This window comes from Cryptosporangium sp. NPDC051539 (genome assembly GCF_044454545.1).
In the GTDB taxonomy this organism is placed as follows: domain Bacteria; phylum Actinomycetota; class Actinomycetes; order Mycobacteriales; family Cryptosporangiaceae; genus Cryptosporangium.
Genome location: NZ_JBITDV010000001.1, coordinates 1,026,891 through 1,048,764 on the forward strand (window position 1 = coordinate 1,026,891; position 21,874 = coordinate 1,048,764).

General features: G+C 72.0%; 25 protein-coding genes. 12 read left to right on the top strand and 13 right to left on the bottom strand.

Annotation, left to right across the window (positions count from 1 at the left end):
- Position 1 precedes the first annotated feature (1 nt).
- From ACIBZJ_RS04860 to ACIBZJ_RS04875, 4 genes are read right to left on the bottom strand one after another with little or no spacing between them, the layout of a single operon-like run.
- Positions 2–799, bottom strand: a complete 798-nt coding sequence (locus ACIBZJ_RS04860) for a hydrogenase maturation protease (protein ID WP_395925533.1) — start codon at positions 797–799, stop codon at positions 2–4.
- Positions 800–807: 8 nt separating this feature from the next.
- A complete protein-coding gene (locus ACIBZJ_RS04865) occupies positions 808–2,415 on the bottom strand; it encodes a nickel-dependent hydrogenase large subunit (RefSeq protein WP_395925535.1) in 1,608 nt (535 codons plus the stop codon).
- 24 nt (positions 2,416–2,439) lie between these two features.
- The gene (locus tag ACIBZJ_RS04870; RefSeq protein ID WP_395925537.1) at positions 2,440–3,411 is read right to left on the bottom strand and encodes a hydrogenase; all 972 of its coding nucleotides are present in this window, start codon (positions 3,409–3,411) and stop codon (positions 2,440–2,442) included.
- Positions 3,412–3,413: 2 nt separating this feature from the next.
- Positions 3,414–3,977 (bottom strand): DUF1641 domain-containing protein, encoded by a 564-nt coding sequence (locus ACIBZJ_RS04875; protein ID WP_395925541.1) that lies wholly within the window; start codon positions 3,975–3,977, stop codon positions 3,414–3,416.
- A 195-nt stretch (positions 3,978–4,172) separates the two neighbouring features.
- On the opposite strand from ACIBZJ_RS04875, the gene ACIBZJ_RS04880 reads away from it, so the two are divergent.
- The 7 genes from ACIBZJ_RS04880 to ACIBZJ_RS04910 all read left to right on the top strand — a co-directional run bounded on the left by ACIBZJ_RS04880 (position 4,173) and on the right by ACIBZJ_RS04910 (position 9,723).
- Complete coding sequence (locus ACIBZJ_RS04880) at positions 4,173–5,228, top strand: AraC family transcriptional regulator (protein ID WP_395925543.1); 1,056 nt, start codon at positions 4,173–4,175, stop codon at positions 5,226–5,228.
- A 9-nt stretch (positions 5,229–5,237) separates the two neighbouring features.
- The gene (locus ACIBZJ_RS04885) at positions 5,238–5,579 is read left to right on the top strand and encodes a hydrogenase maturation nickel metallochaperone HypA (RefSeq protein ID WP_395925545.1); all 342 of its coding nucleotides are present in this window, start codon (positions 5,238–5,240) and stop codon (positions 5,577–5,579) included.
- Positions 5,580–5,582: 3 nt separating this feature from the next.
- On the top strand, positions 5,583–6,311 hold the full coding sequence (hypB, locus tag ACIBZJ_RS04890; protein ID WP_395925547.1) for a hydrogenase nickel incorporation protein HypB: 729 nt from the start codon (positions 5,583–5,585) through the stop codon (positions 6,309–6,311).
- Positions 6,311–7,171: a hypothetical protein gene (locus tag ACIBZJ_RS04895; RefSeq protein WP_395925549.1), complete on the top strand. Its 861-nt coding sequence runs from the start codon at positions 6,311–6,313 to the stop codon at positions 7,169–7,171. The genes hypB and ACIBZJ_RS04895 overlap by 1 nt, the downstream gene beginning before the upstream one ends.
- A 64-nt stretch (positions 7,172–7,235) precedes the next feature.
- Positions 7,236–8,225, top strand: coding sequence for a class II fructose-bisphosphatase (gene glpX, locus ACIBZJ_RS04900; protein WP_395925551.1), 990 nt, complete (start codon positions 7,236–7,238; stop codon positions 8,223–8,225).
- A complete protein-coding gene (locus ACIBZJ_RS04905; protein ID WP_395925553.1) occupies positions 8,222–8,941 on the top strand; it encodes an HAD-IA family hydrolase in 720 nt (239 codons plus the stop codon). Before glpX ends, ACIBZJ_RS04905 begins: the two co-directional genes overlap by 4 nt.
- Before the next feature lie 14 nt (positions 8,942–8,955).
- Positions 8,956–9,723, top strand: a complete 768-nt coding sequence (locus ACIBZJ_RS04910) for a class I fructose-bisphosphate aldolase (RefSeq protein ID WP_395925555.1) — start codon at positions 8,956–8,958, stop codon at positions 9,721–9,723.
- Here ACIBZJ_RS04910 and ACIBZJ_RS04915 read toward each other — a convergent pair.
- The 6 genes from ACIBZJ_RS04915 to ACIBZJ_RS04940 all read right to left on the bottom strand — a co-directional run bounded on the left by ACIBZJ_RS04915 (position 9,700) and on the right by ACIBZJ_RS04940 (position 14,168).
- Complete coding sequence (locus ACIBZJ_RS04915; protein ID WP_395925557.1) at positions 9,700–10,350, bottom strand: response regulator; 651 nt, start codon at positions 10,348–10,350, stop codon at positions 9,700–9,702. The two genes, ACIBZJ_RS04910 and ACIBZJ_RS04915, sit on opposite strands and share 24 nt — an antisense overlap.
- Positions 10,351–10,379: 29 nt before the next feature.
- Positions 10,380–10,532 carry a hypothetical protein gene (locus ACIBZJ_RS04920; RefSeq protein ID WP_395925559.1) on the bottom strand — a complete coding sequence of 51 codons (153 nt, stop codon included), beginning with the start codon at positions 10,530–10,532 and terminating at the stop codon, positions 10,380–10,382.
- Between the two features lie 175 nt (positions 10,533–10,707).
- Positions 10,708–11,109 carry a pyridoxamine 5'-phosphate oxidase family protein gene (locus ACIBZJ_RS04925; RefSeq protein WP_395925561.1) on the bottom strand — a complete coding sequence of 134 codons (402 nt, stop codon included), beginning with the start codon at positions 11,107–11,109 and terminating at the stop codon, positions 10,708–10,710.
- A 77-nt stretch (positions 11,110–11,186) separates the two neighbouring features.
- A complete protein-coding gene (locus tag ACIBZJ_RS04930; protein WP_395925564.1) occupies positions 11,187–12,158 on the bottom strand; it encodes an Acg family FMN-binding oxidoreductase in 972 nt (323 codons plus the stop codon).
- A gap of 106 nt (positions 12,159–12,264) precedes the next feature.
- The gene (locus ACIBZJ_RS04935; protein WP_395925566.1) at positions 12,265–13,281 is read right to left on the bottom strand and encodes an Acg family FMN-binding oxidoreductase; all 1,017 of its coding nucleotides are present in this window, start codon (positions 13,279–13,281) and stop codon (positions 12,265–12,267) included.
- Complete coding sequence (locus tag ACIBZJ_RS04940) at positions 13,278–14,168, bottom strand: universal stress protein (RefSeq protein WP_395925568.1); 891 nt, start codon at positions 14,166–14,168, stop codon at positions 13,278–13,280. Before ACIBZJ_RS04940 ends, ACIBZJ_RS04935 begins: the two co-directional genes overlap by 4 nt.
- 214 nt (positions 14,169–14,382) lie before the next feature.
- On the opposite strand from ACIBZJ_RS04940, the gene ACIBZJ_RS04945 reads away from it, so the two are divergent.
- Positions 14,383–14,961 carry a hypothetical protein gene (locus tag ACIBZJ_RS04945; RefSeq protein WP_395925570.1) on the top strand — a complete coding sequence of 193 codons (579 nt, stop codon included), beginning with the start codon at positions 14,383–14,385 and terminating at the stop codon, positions 14,959–14,961.
- 178 nt (positions 14,962–15,139) lie between these two features.
- The gene (locus tag ACIBZJ_RS04950; RefSeq protein WP_395925572.1) at positions 15,140–15,673 is read left to right on the top strand and encodes a hypothetical protein; all 534 of its coding nucleotides are present in this window, start codon (positions 15,140–15,142) and stop codon (positions 15,671–15,673) included.
- 361 nt (positions 15,674–16,034) lie between these two features.
- Here the strand turns inward: ACIBZJ_RS04950 and ACIBZJ_RS04955 are convergent, their stop codons facing one another.
- Together ACIBZJ_RS04955 and ACIBZJ_RS04960 are read right to left on the bottom strand one after the other, a co-directional pair.
- Positions 16,035–16,511 (bottom strand): FMN-binding protein, encoded by a 477-nt coding sequence (locus ACIBZJ_RS04955; RefSeq protein ID WP_395925574.1) that lies wholly within the window; start codon positions 16,509–16,511, stop codon positions 16,035–16,037.
- Positions 16,512–16,522: 11 nt separating this feature from the next.
- Positions 16,523–17,899, bottom strand: a complete 1,377-nt coding sequence (locus ACIBZJ_RS04960) for a ferric reductase-like transmembrane domain-containing protein (protein WP_395925576.1) — start codon at positions 17,897–17,899, stop codon at positions 16,523–16,525.
- 170 nt (positions 17,900–18,069) lie between these two features.
- On the opposite strand from ACIBZJ_RS04960, the gene ACIBZJ_RS04965 reads away from it, so the two are divergent.
- The 3 genes from ACIBZJ_RS04965 to ACIBZJ_RS04975 are packed head-to-tail and all read left to right on the top strand — an operon-like array spanning position 18,070 to position 21,127.
- The gene (locus ACIBZJ_RS04965; protein ID WP_395925578.1) at positions 18,070–18,798 is read left to right on the top strand and encodes a response regulator transcription factor; all 729 of its coding nucleotides are present in this window, start codon (positions 18,070–18,072) and stop codon (positions 18,796–18,798) included.
- Positions 18,795–20,309, top strand: coding sequence for a sensor histidine kinase (locus ACIBZJ_RS04970; RefSeq protein ID WP_395925580.1), 1,515 nt, complete (start codon positions 18,795–18,797; stop codon positions 20,307–20,309). Before ACIBZJ_RS04965 ends, ACIBZJ_RS04970 begins: the two co-directional genes overlap by 4 nt.
- A complete protein-coding gene (locus tag ACIBZJ_RS04975; protein WP_395925582.1) occupies positions 20,306–21,127 on the top strand; it encodes an FAD:protein FMN transferase in 822 nt (273 codons plus the stop codon). Before ACIBZJ_RS04970 ends, ACIBZJ_RS04975 begins: the two co-directional genes overlap by 4 nt.
- Here the strand turns inward: ACIBZJ_RS04975 and ACIBZJ_RS04980 are convergent.
- Positions 21,112–21,783 carry a CBS domain-containing protein gene (locus tag ACIBZJ_RS04980; RefSeq protein WP_395925584.1) on the bottom strand — a complete coding sequence of 224 codons (672 nt, stop codon included), beginning with the start codon at positions 21,781–21,783 and terminating at the stop codon, positions 21,112–21,114. The genes ACIBZJ_RS04975 and ACIBZJ_RS04980 overlap by 16 nt on opposite strands.
- Positions 21,784–21,874: the final 91 nt, after the last annotated feature.

A 21,874-nucleotide genomic window follows, 5' to 3' on the forward strand; every position in this document is an offset into this window, starting at 1 on the left:
GTCAGGTCGGGGCCGTCAGGTCGACCGCCAGCGCGCCCTGCGAGTCGTCCCACCGCGCCCGGCACGCACCGGCCGGCCACCCGTCGCCGGCCAGCTCCCGCACCAGCAACGACCGGTCGCCGCGGGCGTTGCGCTGTTTCAGCAGGTGGCCGCCGTGCGCCACCCCGGCTACCGGGGCCAGGTACAGCACGTTCTCCCGTACGTACGCCCCGACGGCGTCGGCCGGGAAGAACGTGGCGGCCACCCGGGCGTCCAGATGGAGGTAGCCGTCGGCGGTGAACGAGACCATCCCCGGGAACTCCGCCCGGACCAGCCGGACCGCGGCGTGCATCGCCCGCAGCACCGGTTCCGACAGGTCCGCGCCCGGGGTGAGGTCGCCGGCCTCGATCAGCAGGACGGTCACGTCCGCCGGGCAGTCCGGCCCGAGCAACCACCGCCCGAACGCGAGCGCGTGGTCCCACCGGAACGAGTGCGTGTGCAGCCCGTCCAGCGGCGGCAGTTCCGCCAGCGCGGCGCCGGGCACGCGGTACAGCGTGCCCGGCGAACGCCCCGAGGACGCCGCGTCCACGATGATCACGCGACCGGCGCCGCGCATCTGGAACGCCACGTCCATCCCGGCCGTGCCGCCGTCGACGATCCGCACGCCGTCCGGGACGCCCTCTTCCCAGAGTTGCCGGATCAGCCGGGGCCCCACCGCGTCGTCGCCGCGGAGGATGTTCCCGCAGCCCACGACCAGCAGGTCGCACCGGACCGGCGCGAACCCGTCGTCCAGCAACTCGTGCGGCGCGAGACCGTCCACCACAACCCCTAAACCATGCCGTTGACGACGAACTTGTTCAGCTCCCGGCCGGTCTTGCCGTCGTAGGCATGGACGGTACAGACCAGGCAGGAGTCGAAGCTGCGGGCGACGTGCCCGAGCTCGACCGGGTCGTCCTGATCCCGGATCGGTGAGCCGACCAGCGCGTTCTCGATCGGTCCCAGCACTTCGGCCGCATCACGCGGGCCGATGTTCCACGCCGTCGGCGTGACCACCTGGTAGTTCGCGATCTTGCCGTCCTCGAGGACGATCCAGTCGGCCAGGGAGCCGCGCGCCGCCTCGGTCGCGCCGAAGCCCCGGCCGGACTCGAGCTCCACCGGCTTGGTGTAGAACGACTCCCCCAGCTCCAGCCGGCTGAGCCACTTCATCACCCAGGTGTAGTACTTCGCGGCCTCGTGCATGCGGGCCATCTGCCGGACGAACACCGACGGGCCCAGCTTGTCGATCATGTCCAGGAACAGCGGGTCGTAGTCCTGGTGCCCGGCCGCGCCCGGCGCACCGGCCGCGACCCGGCGGGCGAGCGGGCCGACCTCCAGCGGCACGTGCCCCAGATCGGGGACGTCGTAGCGCGGTGACTTCGCCCAGCTGTACTTGCCCTGTTTGCGGCCCTTTTCCGGGTCGATCGGGCGCGTCTCGCCCTCCCAGGGATGCAGCGGCCGGTCGCCCTCGTAGAACGAGTGCGTCACGTCCTCGGAGACCCGCAGGTGGTCGAACTCGGAGAACACCCCGTCGGCGTACACGCCCGACCGGTTGATCAGCGCCGCGTTCCGGCCCTCGACCGTCGGGTTCTCGTACAGCGAGGGCTCGAAGTAGGTGCCGGTCGCGAGGAAGTTGCCGACGCCGGCGCCGTACTCGTGCAGGCCGATGTCGAGCGCGTACCGGATGAAGAACCCGCAGTCGCTGTTGTAGTGCGACTCGTTCTCCTCCACCCAGGCCTGCATGTCGGCCCAGGTCTCGATCTCGAGCCAGCGCTCGACCGAGCAGCCGAGCCACTCCTTCTCGAGCCAGTTGTCCTTCCAGTGGTTGAGGATCGCGGTCGACCGGGTGACGTCGGACAGCGTCGGCGCGCTCATCACGCCGCCCGGGATCATGAACGACGAGTGCGGCCACTGCCCGCCGAAGATCGCGTACACCTCGACCGGCTTGTTCGAGAGGACGACGCCCTTCTGGTACGACGTGCCGACGTAGGGCGCGAACCGCCGGACCGCTTCCGCGTACATCGGCGACTTCGCGTAGTTCTTGTTCGTGAGGTCGATCGCGAACAGCGCGTAGAAGTAGCGCGGGATCGACTGGAGCGTCTCGCAGGCCTGCGCGATGTTGCGTACCAGCGTCGCGTTGTGCGGGACGCTGGTGCGCCAGGCGGTGTCGAGCGCGTAACAGGCTTTGTAGAGGTGGCTGCCGCCGCAGATCCCGCAGATGCGCGGGGTGACGATCAGCCCGGCCTGCGGGTCCTTTCCTCTGAGGATCATCTCGAAGCCGCGGAACATCGCGGCCTCGGTCCAGGCGGAGGTGACAACACCGTCGGTAATGGTCACCCGTACGTCGAGGTCGCCTTCGACACGCCCGAGCGGGCTGACGAACAGGTCTACAGAAGTCATGTGGGGAGCCCTTCGAAGGAAAAGTCAGACGACGAACATGTCTTCCTTGGACCACTGCGGCGCCGCGATCCGGGCCGCCGACGCGTGGGCCATGTAGGTCAGGTGGTCCGACCCCTCCGGGACCTCCTTGGGGATGACGCCGGAGATCTTCTGCGTCTTGAAGACCGTGTCCTTGGCCAGGTCGAAGAACGGGAACTCCGGCTCCGTGCAGCCCAGGCACGGCATGCCGGCCCTGGTCTTGGACGACTGCCGGTTCCAGAGGATGCGGTTGCACGGCGAGTGGGTCATCGGGCCACGGCAGCCGAACTCGTAGAACAGGCAGCCGGTCCGGGTGCCCTCGCCGAACGACATCGTCGACTGCTTGTACTCGAAGAACTGGACCCGGGTGCAGCCGGTCTGGGTGAACGTCTTGAAGAACGTCTGCGGGCGGTGCAGGTCGTCGAGCGCGATGTCGCCGGCCCGCCCGGTCGCCAGCGCGACGATGATCTGGGTGATCCAGTCCGGGTGGGCCGGGCAGCCCGGGATGTTGATCACCGGCAGGCCGGATTTCGACCGCCAGTTCGGCCCGAGGAACCCGCCCTTGGCCCGCTTGTGGAACTGCAGCCCGGTGGAGTCCGACGGGTTGGGGTCCATCGCCGGGATCCCGCCCCAGCAGGCGCAGTCACCGATCGCGACGACGATCGACGCCGCCGCCGCGAGCTCGACGACCCAGTCCTTCATCGGGCGGTCGGCGAAGATGTCGTACCGCCCGGTACCGTCCGGGCCCTCGATGACCGTGCCCTCGAACACGAAGATGTCGAGCGGGCGCTCACCGGTGGCGCAGTCCCGGAACAGCTTCTGTGCGTTCTCGCCGAGCTCGAGGCCCAGTGACGGGTGCCAGAGCAGCTCCATGCCGAAGTCGACGATGAGGTCGACGACGTTGGGCTCCTCGGCGTTGAGGAACGACATCGTGTTGCCCGAACAGGCGCCGCCTTGCAACCACAGCACTGACGACATGCTCAGCCCTTCTTCTCGTCCAGCTCGCGACCGATCTCGCGCAGCGCGGCCACCATGAACCCGGCTCCCCGGCTCACGTCGGGGTCCTTCAACAGCTTCAGCAGGCCGAACACGCCGGTGGGAAGCGGCTCGGGGTTGGCCTGGTGCTGGGCCGCGGCGGCGGTGAGGCCCCGGCCCATCCGCGAGATCTGTTCGATCATCGGCGGGGACGTGATGCCCGAGTCGAGCACGGTGTCGATCAGGCCCGAGCCGGCGATCCGGGAGAGCGCCGGCGCGACCGTGGGGAGCACCCGCGCCAGTTCGACCAGGCTGCCCGCGACCGCCCGCGGGTCGAGGTCGTGCTCCGCCCGCTGCGCCGCGGCCAGCTCGCGCAGTTCTCCGACGCCGTCGGCCAGCGCCTCGCCGATCTGCTCCGACCGGCGCATCAGGCCGTCGATCGCGACCACGGCGACGGCGATCAGATCGGCGTGGTCGAGAATCGTGTTCAGCGCGTCGGCGACCTTCGGCTCGTCGAGCCGGCAGAGCACCGAGTCCAGGGACGAAGGCCGGGACAGATCCGCGGTCATACCCTTCCTCTCGACTGCAAATTTGGGGTATTCGCCCGACATGTGACCTAGGTCGCACTGTGGGCTGGTCGCATCACCATAGGTACGTCCGGCCGGGTCAGCTATCGCACGAGCGCAGGCGCTATCAAATTCGCGCAAGATTCTTGCCGCGAAGACGCAGCTGGGGGCAGGGTGCTTCGATGAGGAGGCCGCTGGATGTCACGTCTGTCGAAGCTCGGGTTCATCGACACCGCCCGGACGTCCCGGCCCGTCCGCCGGCGGATCCGCTCGCGTGGTGTCCCGACCGCGCTGGCCGGGCACGAGGTCATCTGCACCGACGACCCGGCCGAGGCCGAGCACGTCGTCGGCCGGATGCTGGGCGCGCACCGGCTCACCGTGCATCCGTCGACCGAGCGCTTCCAGGCGACGCTGCACGCGGTCCGGCTGCGTGACGTCACGTTCGCCTACCTCGACTACCACCTCGGGGCGACGCTCGAGTTCGCGGCCACCGGCGACCACTACAGCGTGCACATGCCGATGAACGGCACCGCCGAGTGCCTCTACGACGACCAGCCGATCAGCGCCCTGTCTTACCGCGGTCTGGTCGTGAACCCGCGCACCCGGCTGACGATGACGACCGCCTACGACGCACCGCAGCTGATCGTCCGCGTGGAGGTCCAGGCGCTCGAGCGGCAGCTGGCCCGGATGCTCGGCCGCACCGTCGACAAGCCGGTCCGGTTCGCACCGGCGATGGACCTCAGCCGCGATCCGGCGGTGCGCTGGCACGGTGCCCTGCAGTTGCTGTCGACCGAGGTGATGACGCCGGAGTCACTGATCCAGCAGGGCATCGGCGGTGGCCCGATCGAGGAGCTCATCATCTCCTCGCTGCTCTGGATCCAGGAGTCGAACGTCCACGACGAGCTGACGACCTCGGTGCGCCGCAGCGAGCGGGCGGTGGTGCGCCGGTCGATCAACTTCATCGAGGAGAACCTGGCCGGCGAGCTCTCGGTCTCCGACATCGCCCGCGCGGCGAACGTCAGCGTCCGATCGATCCAGCAGGGTTTCCGCGACGATCTCGGCACCACGCCGATGACCTACATCCGCGAGCGGCGGCTCGAACGGGTGCGGGCCGTACTCGCCGACGCGGTGCCCAGCGACGGGGTGACGGTCACCGACGTCGCCGAACGCTGGGGCTTCAGCCACCTCGGGAACTTCTCGCTGCTCTACCGGAAACGGTTCGGCGAGTCCCCGTCCGCGACCCTGCGCCGTTAGGAGTGTCGGATGCACGAGCTCTCGCTCTGCGGCTCGATCTACCGGATCGTCGAACGCGCGGCGGCCGGCCGGCCGGTGTCGGTCGTCCGGCTGCAGGTCGGGCAGCTGAGGCAGGTGGTCCCGGCCACGTTGTCCTACTGCTGGACGCTCGTGTGCGAGGCGACGCCGCTCGCCGGGTCGGTGCTGGACATCGAGTCGGTGCCGGTCGAAGCGCGCTGCGACGCGTGCGGGACCAGCGCGACGATCCGGGACACGCTGGTGCTGGTGTGCCCGGCCTGCGGCTCGGCCGCTCTCACCCTCACCGCGGGTGAGGAATTCCTCCTCACCTCGCTCGATCTCGCGGAGGTCTGACCCATGGGCCGATTTCATCGTCACGACGACGGGACGACGCACACCCACGTCGGTGACCACGGTGGCTACGCCACCGGGCCGGAGAGGGTGACGGTCCTCGAACGCATCTTCGACGAGAACGACCGCTGCGCCGAACAGAACCGCCTCCGGCTGGACGCGGCCGCGGTGACCGCCGTGAACCTGATGTCCTCGCCCGGGGCGGGGAAGACGACGCTGCTGGAGCGGACCCTGCGCGCGGTGGCCGCTCCCGGGCGGATCGGGGTGATCGAGGGGGACATCGAGACCAGCATCGACGCGGACCGGCTCTCGGCCTGCGGGGCCCGGGTGTCGCTGCTCAACACCGCGCACGGGTTCGGGGGCGAGTGCCATCTGGACGCGGCGATGGTGTCGGCGGCGCTGGCGCGCCTCGACCTGCCCGCGCTGGACCTGCTGATCGTCGAGAACGTCGGGAACCTGGTGTGCCCGGCGGAGTTCGACGTCGGCGCGCACCGCAGCGCGATGGTCTACGCGATCACCGAGGGCGAGGAGAAGCCGCTGAAGTACCCGGTGATGTTCCGGGCGGTGGACGTCGTGGTGGTGAACAAGCTGGACCTGCTGCCGTATCTGGACTTCGACCTGGACCTGTTCGAACGGAACCTGCGGCAGGTGAACCCGCGCGCCTCGGTCATCCGGGTGAGCGCGCGGGACGGGTCCGGGCTGGACGCGTGGCTGGACTGGCTGGGGGTCGCCTAGTGGCCCGGCCGGCGATCGTCCAGGGCGAGGGGCAGATCGGCTTCTACTGGTCGGCGGCCGGGCGGCCGGTCACGCTCGCCGAGCTCGTCCGCACCGACGACGAGCCGGAGCGGCTGCTGCCGACGCACCTGGAGGCGCTGGACGACGCGCTGATCATCGCCGCCGGGCGGTTCGGCGAGCTGCTCGGCGGCGGGCGCCGTCCCACCGGACCGGAGCGGTCAGGGCTGGCCGACCTGCACCGCGCCGTCGACCGGTCGATCCACGAGTACGCGGTCGCGGCGGAGGAGCTCGGGACGCCGATCGAGACCAGGGCCGGGCAGATCGTCGGCACCGCCGCGCTGGTGAGCGTGCTGGCGCGCGAGCCGATCGGCCTGCTCGGCCCGGCGCCGCTGGACGGCACCCTGGACCCCCCGTCCGCCGGCGTCGTCGGGGGGTTCGGCGAGCTGGCCACCGTCGCACCGGACCGGCCCTGGCTGGGCGGCCGCTGGACGGTCCGCACGGTGGACGGGCGCCGGCTGCCCGCGACCCTGTCGATGCTGCTGTTCGACAGCTCGGGCGTCTACAAGGACGCGGCCCTGGACGAGCACCGGGCCCTGCTGCGCGCCACGGCCGAAGCGGCCGCGTCGCCCGAAGCCGACCCGTTGGGCGCGGCGTGCGCGATCGACTGGCTGCTCTACGACTGGCTCCGCGCTCACCAGGACGGCCCCGACAGCGCCGCCATCGAGCTCAAGGGCGGCGCCGCCGACGCCGAGCTCGTCGTCCGGGCCGCGGCCGCCTCCATCCGGGCGCGAGCGCTGTTCGATCCCGGGCTCCTGCGCCTCGCCGCGGCCGTTCACCCCTGGCCCTCCCCGGCGGGGTGATTCGGCCCGGCGGGATTCCGCGTTGGCTGAGGTCGGTGGCGACGCCGGACCGAGGAGCGTGGAGATGGGCGCAGTACCCGATCGGAACCTGGCATTGGAGCTGGTGCGGGTCACCGAGAGCGCGGCGATGGCGGCGGCCAGGTGGGTGGGGGGCGGGGACAAGGTCGCCGGCGACCGGGCCGCCGTGGACGCGATGCGCGCGCTCATCGGCACGGTCTCGATGGGCGGAACCGTCGTCATCGGCGAGGGCGAGAAGGACGCCGCGCCGATGCTCTACAACGGCGAGCGCGTCGGCACCGGCACCGGCCCGGAGTGCGACGTCGCGGTCGACCCGATCGACGGCACCACGCTGCTGGCCAAGGGCCAGCCGAACGCGCTCTCGGTGATCGCGGTCGCGCCCCGCGGAGCGATGTTCGACCCGTCCGCGGTGTTCTACATGGAGAAGCTGATAACCGGCCCGGAGGCCGCCGGCGTCCTCGACATCACCGCGCCGGCGGCGCACAACGTCGAGCAGGTCGCCAAGGCCAAGGGCGTGGCGCCGGGCGATCTCACGGTCGTGATCCTCGATCGCCCGCGTCACGACGCCCTGATCGCCGACGTCCGCGCCACCGGGGCCCGGATCCGGCTGATCTCCGACGGCGACGTCGCGGGCGCGATCCTGGCCGCCGGCCGGGGCACCGGCGCGGACCTGCTGATGGGCATCGGCGGTACCCCGGAAGGAATCATCGCGGCGGCCGCGTTGCGCTGCCTGGGCGGCGCGATCCAGGGCCGCCTGCGCCCGGCGTCGGACCTCGAGCGCGACCGGGCCCGCGACGCCGGTCTCGACCTGGACGCGGTACTCACCACCCACGACCTGGTCCGCGGCGACGACATCTTCTTCTGCGCGACCGGCGTCACCGACGGGGACCTGCTGCGTGGCGTCCGGTACGACCGCGGGACCGTGCTGACGTCGAGCCTGGTGATGCGCTCGAAGTCCGGGACGATCCGCGAGATCACGTCGCGGTACCGGCCCGACCGGCCCGGCGCCACCACCGACGTGCGGCGCGAGTTGTGAAGGCGGTCGTCTTCGACGTGGACGGCACGCTGGCGGAGTCCGAACGCGACGGGCACCGGGTGGCGTTCAACGACGCGTTCGCACGGCTCGGGCTGCCGTACCACTGGGACGCGGGGACGTACCGGCGGCTGCTCGCGATCACCGGCGGGCGACGCCGGATCGCGCACTACCTGCGCGAACGGGCCGACGCGGCCGACGTCGCGGTGCGGGTGCACGCGGTGAAGACCGGGATCGTGCGGGCGATGGCTGCGGAGGGGCGCATCCCGTTGCGGCCCGGGGTCCGCCCGCTGGTGGCCGCGCTCGGGGCGGCGGGGATCCGCCTTTTCGTGGCGACCACCGGTGACCGCGCCTGGGTCGAGCCGCTGCTCGCCGCGCACTTCCCGCCCGGGACGTTCGAGACGGTGCTCACCGGCACCGACGTCCCCCGTCTCAAGCCCGAGCCCGACGTCTACCTGGCCGTCGTCGAGCGGGCCGCGCTGGATCCGCGTCAGACCGTGGCGGTCGAGGATTCCGCGAACGGCGTCCGCGCGGCCAGGGCCGCCGGTCTTCCCTGCCTGGCCGTGCGCAACGACTTCAACCCCGAAGACCTCTCCGACGCCGACGCGTCCGTCACCGCCTTCGGCCCGGACGCCGCCCACCTGGCCGGCGTCCCGCTGCCATTGCCCGGCGGCCGCGTCACCCCGGAGACCCTCGCCACCCTCTGCGCCACCCCCTGACCGGAGGTCCGCCCATGCCCGGCGTCACGTCCCCGCTCGCCACCCTCCTCACCCCCGAACGTTGCCTGCTGCTCCTCGATCCGGTCGTCGCCGCTGCCGGCCCCGCGCTGGGGGCGGGCCTCTCCCGGTGGGTCAGCGGAGTCGTGGTTCCCCCGGCCGCGCTGGCCGGGTTTCCGGGCGACGGCCCGCTGCCGGGCGTCCGGATGGACACCGGAACCGCCGCGCTGCCGCTGGGCCGGGGCGCGACGGTGAGCGAGGGGCTCGACGGCCTCAGCCGTCGCCTGGACGCGCTCGCCGAGCACGGAGCGAGGTTCGCGTACTGGCGCGCGGTCCTCGACGCGGAGCGTTACTCCGGCGCGGCGGTGCACGCGAACACCCACGCGCTGGCCCGCTTCGCCGGGGCCTGCCAGGAGGCGGACCTGCCCGCGCTGCTCGACCTCCGGGTCGGCACGACGACGCACGGCATCGCCGTGCACGAGGCGCTCGTCACCAACGCACTGGAAAAACTCGACGCCGAGCTCACCCGGGCCGGCGTCGCGCCGGCGAACCTGATCCTCGTCACCGGCCTGGTGCGGCACGGCACCCCGGCCGAGGTCGCGGAGCGCACCGTCCGGGCCCTCGGTGCGGCACCGCGGACGGCCGGCATCGCGCTGGCCGTCGACGCGGCCGGACGGACGAACCTGAGGGCCGTCGCCGAGCGGGCCGCCCGCTATCTCGACTCCTCGGCCACGCTGACGTTCTGCGTCGACGACCCCGGATTAGCGGAACAGGCCCTCGCGTAGAGCGGTCGCGACCGCGCCGCTGCGGTCGTTCACCGCGAGCTTGCGGTACAGGCCCCGCAGATGCGTCTTCACGGTGTCGTCGCTGACGACCAGGCGGCCCGCGATCGCCCGGTTCGAGAGTCCGCCCACCAGGAGAGCGAGCACCTCGCTCTCCCGCTGGGTCAGGCCCAGCCGCGCCCCGGGCCAGAACTCGCCGTTGTGCAGGTGCGCGGCCGACGCCGCCACCCGACCGGCCATCGTCGGGTCGATGACCACCTCACCGTCCCGGACGCTGTGCAGGTGGCGCACCAGTTCGGGTCCGTCGACCCGTTTGAGCAGATATCCGGCCGCACCCGCCCGCAGTGCCTGGAACAGGTGCTGCTCGTCGTCGTACACGGTCAGGAAGACCACCCGGACGGTCGGCGCGGCGGTCCGGAGTGCCGTGCACAGGTCCAGGCCGCTGTTCTTCCCCAGGCGCAGATCGCTGAGCACCACGTCGGGTGCGGACTCCACCGCGAGCCGTACCGCCGCGGCGACGTCCGAGACCGCTCCGACGACCGCGACCTGGTCGGTGAATCGCTGAAGCATGGCTTCCAGACCGCGCAGGATCATCTCGTGGTCGTCGACCAGCAGTACGCGAATCGGCACCCGCACCTCCGGGCTCCGACGGTACGGACTCAACGGCGCCGGCGCTGCCGGCGGGACGCACGAAGATACTCCCGATAGCGCGGGTCGAACTGGGTGCCCCAGAGGGGGTTGCCGGGGTAGTCGGCCGGGCCGAACAGCAGGAGCAGTACTCCGACCACGGGGTTGATCCGTCGAGGTTCCATGTGTGGCCTCCCGTCGCCGAGCGTGGGGTGAACTCCCACGGTGGGCGAAGAGGCGATCCGCGGCATCGCCCCGGGGGGTGGATGGGCCGGGTGAGCTGCCACCCGGCGGACGCAGGAGAAAGCCGCCCCGGAGACCGGAGGGGACGTCCGGTCGCCGGGGCGGCGGTTCGGAGGATCAGCCGAGGCGGCGGCCGGTGACCCGTTCGGCGCTGATCCGCAGGACGTGGTCGCGCGTGTCGTCCATCCACGACTCCAGCGGCAGCGCCACGATCCGCGCGCGTTCGTCCGGATCGATCACCTCGGCCGCCCGTCCGACCACGGTGACGCTCCAGCCGGTCCGGCCCGTCTCGTCGACGCGGTCGGCGTGGAAGGCCAGAACCGTACCCTCGGCGACCTGCGCGAGCCTCGACCCGGCGGCCACCCGGATCACGACGCTGTCCCGGTCGACGCGGAAGTTCACCGGCAGGACGTCGGGCAGAGCCCGGTAGGTGAACACCACCTGGCCGACCGGGACGCTACCCAGGAGAGCCAGGCAATCGTCGCGGCTCAACGGGGCCAGCGTGCGGGTATCGGGCATTACTCCACCTTCCGTGGTTTCCGCGCCGCGCCCCAGGGCCGAAGGTCCCGCGCCGGCCTCCGGCTCATGGCGGCTCGCTAACCCTCGATGACGTCGGCCGCACCCCGCCGGGCGCTGACCGGTGTGTCGTCCGGCGCCGCCGGGACGCCGACGCGCAGTGCCATCTGGGCCTCCCCGAGGTGGTCGAGTACCCGGTGGAGCAACGCCCGGGACGCCGGCACCTCGATGACGTCGGTCATCGGCGAGACCGCGAGCCCCGACGCGGTCGCCTCCAGCATCGCCGCGCTGGTCGCCTCCCCGGCGGCCAGCCAGTCGGCCGGTTCGTCGCCGGTGGTCCAGAGCACCAGGTAGCGCGCGCCGCCGTCGTGGCCGGGGCCGGGCAGCAGACGCTCACCGCCGTCCGGGTAGAACGACCGGAGCGGCACGGTCCGCGGTGTGGCCGGCACCGCCACCGACGGCGTGATGCCGTCGCCCGCGCCCGCGGGACGGTGGGTCCACTCGGCCAGCTCGGTCTGAAAAGCGGGGTCGTTCTCGTCGAGCTCCCCGGCGCGGGCGGCGGTGACCTGGAAGCGAACCATCGACCGCGGGCCGAGGTCGGCCAGGTACACCCCCTGCTCCTCCACGTCGACCCGGAGCCGGTCGACGACCGCGTCCGGCACCGGCTCGTCGGAGAACGGCCGGCGATCGGTATGACGCTCGGCGATCGCGTCGCGCAGCCGGGCCCCGGCCGGCGGGATCTCCCCGGCGAGCGCGACCCGGGCCAGCAGGTCGGGATCGCCGCTGTCGGGCAGCCGGTCGACGACCGGTAGGTAGCCGTCCGCGGTCAGCGTGACCAGGGCGTGGTGCAGGGCGATCCCGCAACTGACCGTCAGCATCCGCCCCTCGGGGTCGGTGACGGCCAGCTGCCGGGTCCGGTCGGCACGCAGCTCCAGCACACCGTCCCGGACGGCCCAGCGCCACGGCTGGGTGTTGAAGATCGACGGGGCCCGGATCGCGGCCTCGGCCGCACCCCGGAGCAGTTCGTCGTGGTCAGAAGTGTCGCTCAGCATTACGCCGGTCCCCTCGGCTCGTGGATTTCCCCGCACCTCCAGCCTGCGCGGCCGTGCGACCGGTGATCAGGGCCGGAAGTCCCGGATCAGTCCGCCTCTGGGCCCCTCACTCCTCGACGACGTCCGGCGCCGCCCGGCGGGAGGTCGGGCCGTGCGCGAGCCCGTACCCGAAGCGCAGCACCATCTGCGGCACCCCGCCCCCGACCACCCGACCGAGCTGCGTGCGCGTCGCGGGCACCTCGATCACCTGCGAGAACAACGAGGACGTCAGCCCGGACGCGGTCGCCAGCAACAACACGTGCTGCAGCGCCTGCCCGGCACGCAGCTCGTCGTACCGGCCGAACGAGCTGGTGGTCAGGACGGCCACGCAGGGATCGCTCTCGTACCGCCGCGCCAGCGAACCGTTCGCCTCACCGAAGTCCCTCCGGCGTAGCGGTTCGTCCGGGTGCGGCCGGCCGGCCAGCAGGTCCCACGAGATGCCGTCCGGCCCGGCGGGCAGCCCGCGGACCCAGGCCCGTCGCTCCGCGGTGTAGCCGGGGCGACGCTCGAGTTCCTGGTCGGCGTCCCGGAGCAGACCGGCGACCTCCGCGTGCGCGCGCGGGCCGAGCACGGTCAGCCGGCAGGAGTCGGCCGTGGCGGCCTCGGCCAGCTCGGCCAGCATCGGGTCCGGGACCCGGGCGTCGAGGTACGGGCGCCGGTTCGTGTGCCGGCGCGGGATCGCGTCGGCACACGTCCGCTCGGCCGGTGTGGCGGGACGGACCACGATCGGGCGGACCCGGACCAGCAGGTCCGGCTGGGCCGGCTCGGGGAACGGCTGGACGTCCGGTGCCCATCCGAGTAGCAGGTAACCGAGCCGGACGTTGTACGCGGCGGCACCGATCGCGAGCCGCGTGCCCCAGCCGGTGGGATCGGTCGCCGGGAGGGCCCGGCCGGCGTCGGAGAGGATCTCCACGGCGTCACCGCGACGACGGAACCGCCACGGCTGGCTGTTGTGCACGGACGGGGCTCGGATGCCCAGCTCGACCAGGTCGATGAAGCGTTCCGGGTCGAGCACCGCCGACCGGGGCGCGGCGTGGCCGGTCATGTCGGGCGGCGGTCGGCGTGGGGCGGGCCGGTCGGTCATGACTGCCTCCTCCGGATGACGTGGTCGCCGGTCGGATCCGGTGCGCGGACGATCGCCACCGGGCACGGCGCGCGCCAGAACGCCCGGCGGCTGACGGAGTGGTGCAGGATCCCGGCCAGGCCGCCCCAGCCGTGCGCGCCCAGGACGAGCAGGTCCGCGCCGGCGGCGTGGGTGAGCAGGGCGGTGGCAGGCGTGGCGGGCTCGGTGATGCTCTCGACGTCGACCGCCGGGTGCTTGTCGGACCACTCGTCGACCGCCGACCAGACAGCCGCTTCCTCCGCCCCGGCGGATCCGTGCCCGCCGGTGCAGTGCACGACGATCAGCCGGGCGTGCCGTCGCTCGGCGGCGTCGAAGGCGAAGTCGAGGATCGCCGCCGCCTGCGCGGGGCCGTGCTCCGAGTCGAACCCGTCGATCCCGGCCACCACCGCCGGGGGGCTCTGCCGGGCGTCGGCGACGTCGGTCACGACGACGAGTGGGCACGGTGCCGTCGCGGCCAGCTCCACGCCCACCGAGCCGACGATCAGCCCGGTGACCGGGTCGAGCCGGCGGCTCCCGACGACCAGCAGCCCCGCGCCCCCGGCCTCGGCGAGCAGTGCCGGGACCGGGCCGCCGACGACGAGCGCCGAGCTGACCCGGACGCCCGGCGCGGCGGCGCGGGCCCGGGCTTCAGCGGCGAGCAGAACGTCCTCGGCCGCGGCGCGCAGACCGGACCGTTCGATGCCCGGTACCGGCGCGGTCGACACGTGCAGCAACGGCCAGATGAAGCCGTGCACGATCCGGAGCGGCTGATCGCGGCGTACCGCCTCGATCGCCGCCCACTCCACCGCGTGGCCGGCCTGCGGCGACCCGTCGGTTCCGGCCAGGACGTAGGTTTCCCCGAGGTGCACCGTCGTCTCCCTCCCGTGTTCCTGACCTCAGCCTGCGGGTGCGGCGACGCGGGCATCAGGGCCGGTGGGCGGCGATCGACCGGGACGAACGTCCCGCCCGGAAGTTCCGCCGTCGTGGGATCCGGGACCTAGGACTCTGCTGGGCGGGGTGGTCCACGGCGGAATCTGAGGGGGCAGAGAGCACAGCTCCTACTCCTCACCGAGGTGACTCCCCATGGCCACCACCCACGGCCCGGCGCGGACCTCGCGCCTCCACTTACCGCGCCTCCACCACGAGGCGGGCACCACCGAACTCGTCGGCGCCCCCGGCCTCGCGGCACGCACCGTCCTGGCCGCGACCCGGATCGTCGTCGGATGGACGTTCCTCTGGGCGTTCGTCGACAAGGTCTTCGGACTCGGCTACGCCACCCCCTCCGGCAAAGGCTGGATCGACGGCGGCTCCCCGACCGCCGGCTTCCTCGGCCACGGCGCCGACGGCCCGTTCAAGGGCCTGTACAACGACCTCGCCGGCACCGCCTTCGCCGACTGGGCGTTCATGCTCGGCCTGCTGGGCATCGGCATCGCGATGACCCTCGGCATCGGCATGCGCATCGCCGGTGCCAGCGGCGCCCTGCTCTACGTCCTCATGTGGAGCGTCGTCCTGCCCCCCGAGAACAACCCGATCGTCGACGAGCACATCCTCGGCGCCCTGATCGTCGGCGCGCTCGCGCTGCTCGGCGCCGGCCGCTACTTCGGCCTCGGCACCTGGTGGACCAGCACCACCCTGGTCAAGAAGTACCCCTGGCTCACGTGAACCACGGACCCGTCCCCCCAACCCCATCGATCCGCTAGCGGCCCGGCCGAGTCCTCTCCGGCCGGGCCGTTCGCGTGCCGGGGCGAACCGGCCGGTCAGGTCACCGCTCCTCCCGAGCGGGTGGACGGACAGGCAGCCCGTTGAACGAGTACCGACCGGGACACCAGGAGGCAGGGCCATGCGCCGCCGGACTTTCGACGCCATCACCACCAGTATCGGAATCGGTCTCACGCTGGTCCTGCTCATCGCGGGCGGCCTCGCCCTCTGGGGCTGCAACTTCGCCAACAACCCGTACCTGAACAAGTACGCAGGCCAGAAGCTGACCCGGGGCGACCAGGCCCAGGCCTACGCCGACCACTTCATCGCCGTCCACCTCCGGGAAATCGCCGACGGCAAGACCTACGCCCAGGTCAGCTCGGCCGCACAGGCCGACCCGAACAACGCGCAACTGCAGCAGCAGGCCAACACGCTGTTCAAGGGCGAGGCGCTGCGGAGCATGCTGCTCGAGGCCTACGCGTTCTGGAAGATCGGCCAGATCGCCCTCTGGGCCGCCCTCACCAGCTTCGTCGCCGCCGCAGTCATAGCCGTGCTCAGCATCCTGGGCGCCATTCACCTCCGCCGCACCGACACCACGGCCGAACCCGACCCCACGGCCGAACCCGACACCGCGACCACACCCGAGACCGCCACGACCAAGCCCGCCATCGCCTGAGCCGTCGCCACCGAGAAGCCCGCCCGACCGGCGGGGCTCTTCGGACGTGACGGCCGCCGCCGTGGGGCCGCAAGTCCCCGACTCCCGCGACGCGCCTCTGCTCTCCGGCACCCGGGACGGCCGGCGTGTGTTTCACGGGCGCCGGCCGCCCGTCGTGGCGGCCGGCGGCAACGCGATCGCCATCGGGTCCGGCTGGGCGCGCTGATCCGCCGGCAGCCGTGAGCAGACCGAGCGCCCGGAAGCCGTACTCCGACGAACTGCACTGGCGATGGCGTTCGTCCTCGGCGCCAGCCACCTCGTCGGGGCGAGCGTCCGTTGACCAACGGCGCGCGAGCACGCGGGCGGCGTCGCCAGGACCGATTCACTTCTGCAGGCCCGCCTTGTCCAACGCGCTCTGCAGCGACTGCTGGTAGGCCTCGCTGGTGTAGGTGGCTCCGGAGACGGTGTCGACCTGTGCGCTCGAGACGCCGAGGGTCTCCTGCTGGAGCTGCGGCACGGCGCGCGCGTCGATTTCGGCCGATTGGGGTTCGTTCGGGTCGAGTTGCACGACGGCGACTTTGCTCACCGCGCCGCCGGTGACGGTGACCCGCACTTGGATCGACCCGTAGCGGTAGGTGGCGACGTCGCCGGTGACGGTGACTGAGGCGGCGGCGGAGGTGGAGCTCGCCGGGGGCGAGGCGGCCGACGACGGCGAAGTCGGGGACGGGGCGGCGGGAGCCACTGCCACGACGGCGGGCAGAGTGCTGCTGACCGGCGGATGGCCGGTGTACGACTTCAGTCCGAGCAGCGAGACCAACCCTGACGCGGTGGCGACGGTGGCGACGACGATACGGCGCACGGGCGAACTCCTCAGAACTCGAACGATTCGTGGTGGATGCGCCGCTGCGGGACCCCGGCCCGGCGTAACGCGTCCCGGACGGCGCCGCTGAACCCGTCCGGCCCGCACACGTAGACGTCGTGGTGGCGCAAGTGGGGCGCCATCCGTTGCAGGGCCTCCGAGCTCAGCGGGTCATCGTCGTACTCGGCCCGTGAGCCGGTGACGAAGTACAACCGCGCGCGCCGGCGAACCGCGATGTCTTCCAGCTCTTCGCGCAGTACGAGGTCGCCGGGGGCGGTGGCCCGATACACCAGCGTGAGGTCGCCCGGCTGACCGGGAAGGGTCTCGAACAGCGCTCTCAGCGGAGTGATACCCACACCGGCGCCGACCAGCAGCACCTTGCGCTGCCGGCGTCGCCCGGCGGTGAACGCCCCGTACGGCCCCTCGGCGACGACCCGCATCCCCGGGCGCAAATCGGCCAGCCGCGCGCTGTGGTCACCGAGCTCCTTGACGGTGATCCGCATCGAGCCGCTCGTCGCCGGCGCCGACAGCGAGTACGGGTTGGCGGCCCACCAGTGGTGCCGGGCCAAAAACCGCCAGCGAAAGAACTGGCCGGGCTCGGCACGAAGTTCGTCGAGGTGACGTCCGCGCAGGTAGACCGACACGACACCGGGGCCTTCCGGGCGTACCGCGTCCACGACGATCCGGTGCCGCAGTGCCTGCCGTACCGGGGCGACGACCCGGTAGTTGACCAGCAGCGCCCCTACGCTGAGGTAGAGGAGGCTCCACACCGCCTGTGCCACCGGATGACCGGAGAAGTCCGCGCCGACGGAGAACTGGTGGGCGAACGCGAGGCCGATCGCGACGTAGGTGCCCAGGTGGATCAGGTGCCAGGTCTCGTACCTCATGCGTTTCCGCGCGGCTCTCGCCGATACCACGCCGACGACCACGAGCAGCAAGCCACCCAGCGTGGCCAGCAACACGTCGCCGTAGTCGCGGAGCAGCGAAGCTCCCTCACTGACCACGCCGGTGTGAGCCGCTACGGCGTAACCCCAGGTCGTGAGCGCGGCGTGGGCCACCACCAGACTGACGACGTACCGGCCGCCCAGCGCGTGCCAGCGGGTCAGCCGGTCCGTCCCCACACCGCGTTCCAGCGCCGGAACCCGGGCCATCAGCCCGACCAGCACCGCCATCGCGTACCCGGCCAGCAGCCCGGTGATCCGGCCGGCCCCGGTGAGCCACTCCGCCGGCCCGGTCACCGTCGGCGTATCGAACCACCAGAGACCGACGGCACCGGCCGCACCGGCGTAGACCAGCGCGAGCACCAGGGCGGGGTTCGCGCGGAGCCACCGGTCGGGTGTCAGGGTGGCGCGGTGGGCGGGCGCCGGCGATTCGAGAGTCGTCGTCACGGGTGGTTCTTCCTCCGGCTCGGCATCGGCCCCAGCGTGCGGGCACTACCTCTGCGTTTCTTCTCAAACCGCTGAGCGCGCCCCGCGCCACCGGGCCGACCAGGCGAAACTCCGCGCTTGGCGGCCCGATTGAGAAGAAACTCAGAGGAAAGAGCGAGATGCTGGACGCCATGAGCGCCACTGCGGGATCCCCGGCCGCGCCGCTGTGCCGTCCGGACGGCTCGCCGCTGCGGGCACTGGTCGTCGACGACGAGCCGAGCCTGCGCGAGGTGCTGGCCGGAGCTCTGCGCTACGACGGCTGGGAGGTCCGGACGAGCGCCGACGGCGCGTCCGCCGTCGCCTCCGCCCGCGACTTCCGGCCGGACGCCGTGGTGCTTCCCGACTTCGACGGTATGGAGGTCCTGCGCCGGGTGCGCGCCGATCGCCAGCAGATCTGCGTCCTGTTCCTCACCGCACGCGACGCGGTCGAGGATCGGGTCGCCGGGATCACCGCCGGTGGCGACGACTACGTCACGAAGCCGTTCAGCATCGAGGAGGTCCTGGCGCGGCTCCGGGGGCTCGTCCGGCGCGCCGGCCTGACCGGTGACGGCGTCCACGAGGGATTGCGGGTCGGTGACCTGGTGATGGACGAGGAAGCCCGCGAGGTCCACCGCGGCGGCGAGTTGGTGGAGCTCACGGCGACCGAGTTCGAACTGCTGCGTTACCTGATGCGCAACCCGCGCCGGGTGTTGTCGAAGGCGCAGATTCTCGACCGGGTGTGGAACTACGACTTCGGTGGCCGTGCACACGTCGTCGAGCTCTACATCAGCTATCTCCGCAAGAAGATCGACGCCGAGCGGCCCTCGATGATCCACACCGTCCGCGGCATCGGCTACGTACTCCGCCCGGCGGAACAGTGAGGCTGCGACCGCGCCGGCTGCTCGGCCGGGCACTGCAGGCACGGTTGGTGCTCGGTCTGCTGGTCCTGCTCGCGCTGGCCTGCCTGGTGCTCGGTGCGGGGACCACACTCGCGCTCCGCGCCTTCCTCGTCCAACGGCTCGACCAACAGCTGGAATCCGCGGGCGATCAGTACGCGGAGAGGGTCGAGCACGGCCGGGAGAACCCACTCGACGATTCCTCCGACGGCGAGGAGGCCAGACAGGTCCCCGGCGCCGTCGGGACTCTGGGGGCACGCCTCGCCGACGGACAACTCACCATTACCGTCGTCCCCCGAGGCGGCGACCGGGCCACCGTGGTCGACCCGTCCGCATCGATTCGCGAGGCACTGGCGGCACTACCCGCCGACGGCCGTCCGCGCTCTCGCGATCTGGATGCGCTGGGCGACTACCGGCTGCGCGCGGTGAACGGTCGCGACGGCGACGTCCTCATCAGCGGCCTGCCGCTTCGCGACACCACCGAGGTGCTGCTCAGCTTCATCACCGTCGAGACCGCGGTCTTCGTCGTCGTCCTGCTGGCCGCCGGAGCGGGCGGAGCACTCTTCGTCCGCCGCTCGCTGCGGCCGCTGCACCGGGTGACCCGGACCGCCCGGCAGGTCGCCGAGCTACCGCTCGGCAGCGGCGAGGTGGATCTCCCCGCCGAGGTCTCCGGTGCCGGGGACGACACCGAGGCCGGGCTGCTGGCCGACTCCTTCAACCACATGCTCTCCCACGTCGGAGCGGCGCTCTCCCAGCGGCAGGCCAGCGAGGACCGGCTGCGGCAGTTCATCGCGGACGCCAGTCACGAGTTGCGGACCCCGGTCGCCGCGATCCGCGGACACGCGGAATTGGCCCGCCGGACGCCCGACCCCGTGCCCGCCTCCGTGCAGCTGGCGCTGCGCCGGGTGGAGTCGGAGTCCATCCGGATGGGACTGCTGGTCGACGAGCTGCTGCTGCTGGCCCGCCTGGACACCGGACGACCTTTGGCCCGTGAGCAGGTCGACCTCACCCAGCTGGTCGTCGAGGCCACCGCGGACGCGCACGCCGCGGGTCCCGGGCACCGGTGGGAGCTCGACCTGCCCGACGAACCGGTCGTGGTCACCGGCGACCCCCACCGGCTGCACCAGGTGATCGGCAACCTGCTGACCAACGCCCGCACCCACACCCCGCCCGGGACGCTGGTGAGAGTCGGCGTGAGCGGCGGCCGGGACCGGGCGACGATCGTCGTCACCGACGACGGCCCCGGCATCCGGCCCGACCTTCTCGACCGTGTCTTCCAGCGGTTCGTCCACGGAACCGCTCCCCGCCCCGACCGGTCGTCGGACGCGGCCGATCGCCGCGCCTCCGGCACCGGCCTCGGCCTGGCCATCGCCCGAGCCGTCGTCCACGCCCATCAGGGTGCGATCACCGTGACCAGCCGGCCGGGCCGGACCACCTTCCGAATCGAGCTGCCGACGGGTGACCGCGCGACGTCCGTACCGGGAGGATCTCCGTGACCGATCGCCCTGAGCCCGGCCGACGAGTGTGGGTCGAGCAGATCATGGGCCTGCCCGTGAGCATCCACGTACGCGGGCCCGCGGTGGACTCCGACCGGGTGAACGACCGGGTCGACGCCGTCTTCGCGAGCCTGCGCGCGGTCGACCGGCTACTGAGTCCCTACCGCGACGACAGCGCCCTCACCCGCTGGGAGCGCGGTGAGCTGGCACTGGGCGACGCCGGCCCCGCCCTGCCCGAGGTGATCGAACTCTGCGAGGAAGCCCGGCAGCGCACCGACGGCTGGTTCAACGCCCGCGATCTCCCCGACCCCCGCGGCGGACGACCCCGATTCGACCCGTCCGGGCTGGTGAAAGGCTGGTCCGTCGAGCGCGCCGCCAGGCATCTCGACCCGCTGGACGACCACGACTGGCACGTTAATGCCGGCGGCGACATCGTCGTCTCCACCGCGGGCACCGGCCGGCCCTGGCGCGTCGGCGTCGAGGACCCCAGCGACGCCCGACGCCTGACCCAAGTGGTCGAGGTGCGCGACGGGGCGATAGCGACCTCGGCCAACACCCACCGCGGCGGCCACATCGTCGACCCCTTCTCCGGTCTGCCGTCCCCGTTCCGGGGTTCGGTCACCGTGGTCGGCCCGTCGCTGCTGTGGGCCGACGTGTACGCCACGGCCGGTGTGGCGCGCGGATCCGCTGCTCCGGACTGGTGCGGCGACCTCGAGGGATACGAGGCCATGATCCTCGAACCCGGCGGGTCGATCCGGGTCAGCAAGGGGTGGCTAGATCCCGGAGCGGTCTTCCCTACCCGTCAGGCGTACACGTAGCGGGTGTCGTCGTTCAGATACCCGAGCCGGTCGACGACCCGGATCACTCCGTCGACCCGGCGAGCGAGCGCGACTGCCAGAACTGCGTCACTCCGTCGGTCGAGGTGGCCCTTGAGTGTCACGACCCCCTGAGCGATCTCGACCGTGCAGGCGTCCGCCGGAAGCAGCAGCGCCTGCTGGAGGACGTCCTCGACGATCTCCGCCTGGATTTGCTGATCCGGTCGGAGGAACACCTTCACGAGGTCGCTCCGGCTGACGATGCCGACCAGCTCCCCCACGCCGTCCACGACCGGCAGCCGCTTGACGCCCGCGCGCTCCAGCGCCGCCGCGGCCTCCACCACCGACGCGTCGGGCCGGATCGTCACGGCCGGCGTGGTCATCAGCTCGCGGGCGGTCACGCCGTGCGCCTTTTCCCGGTCGACGCGGTGCCGGCGCAGCAACCGGGGCCAGTCGTCGGTCTCGTCCTGGTAGGTGATCTTGTGCAGCAGGTCGGTCTCGGTCACGACGCCGACGACGACGTCACGATTCTCGGCGACGACCGGAACACCGGCGATCCGGTGGGAATCCAGGAGCTGGGCGATGTCCTTGGCCGAGGCGTCGGCCTGCACGGTGACGACGTCGGTGCTCATCACGTTCCGAACCGTACGGTGCTTCATGGTGGGCTCCTTCCCGGTGCCTCGATCGTCCGGCCGTCTGGCGTCGAGTAGTAGAGGCTGAAGTCCTGTCGTTCACGCGGTCCAGCGACCG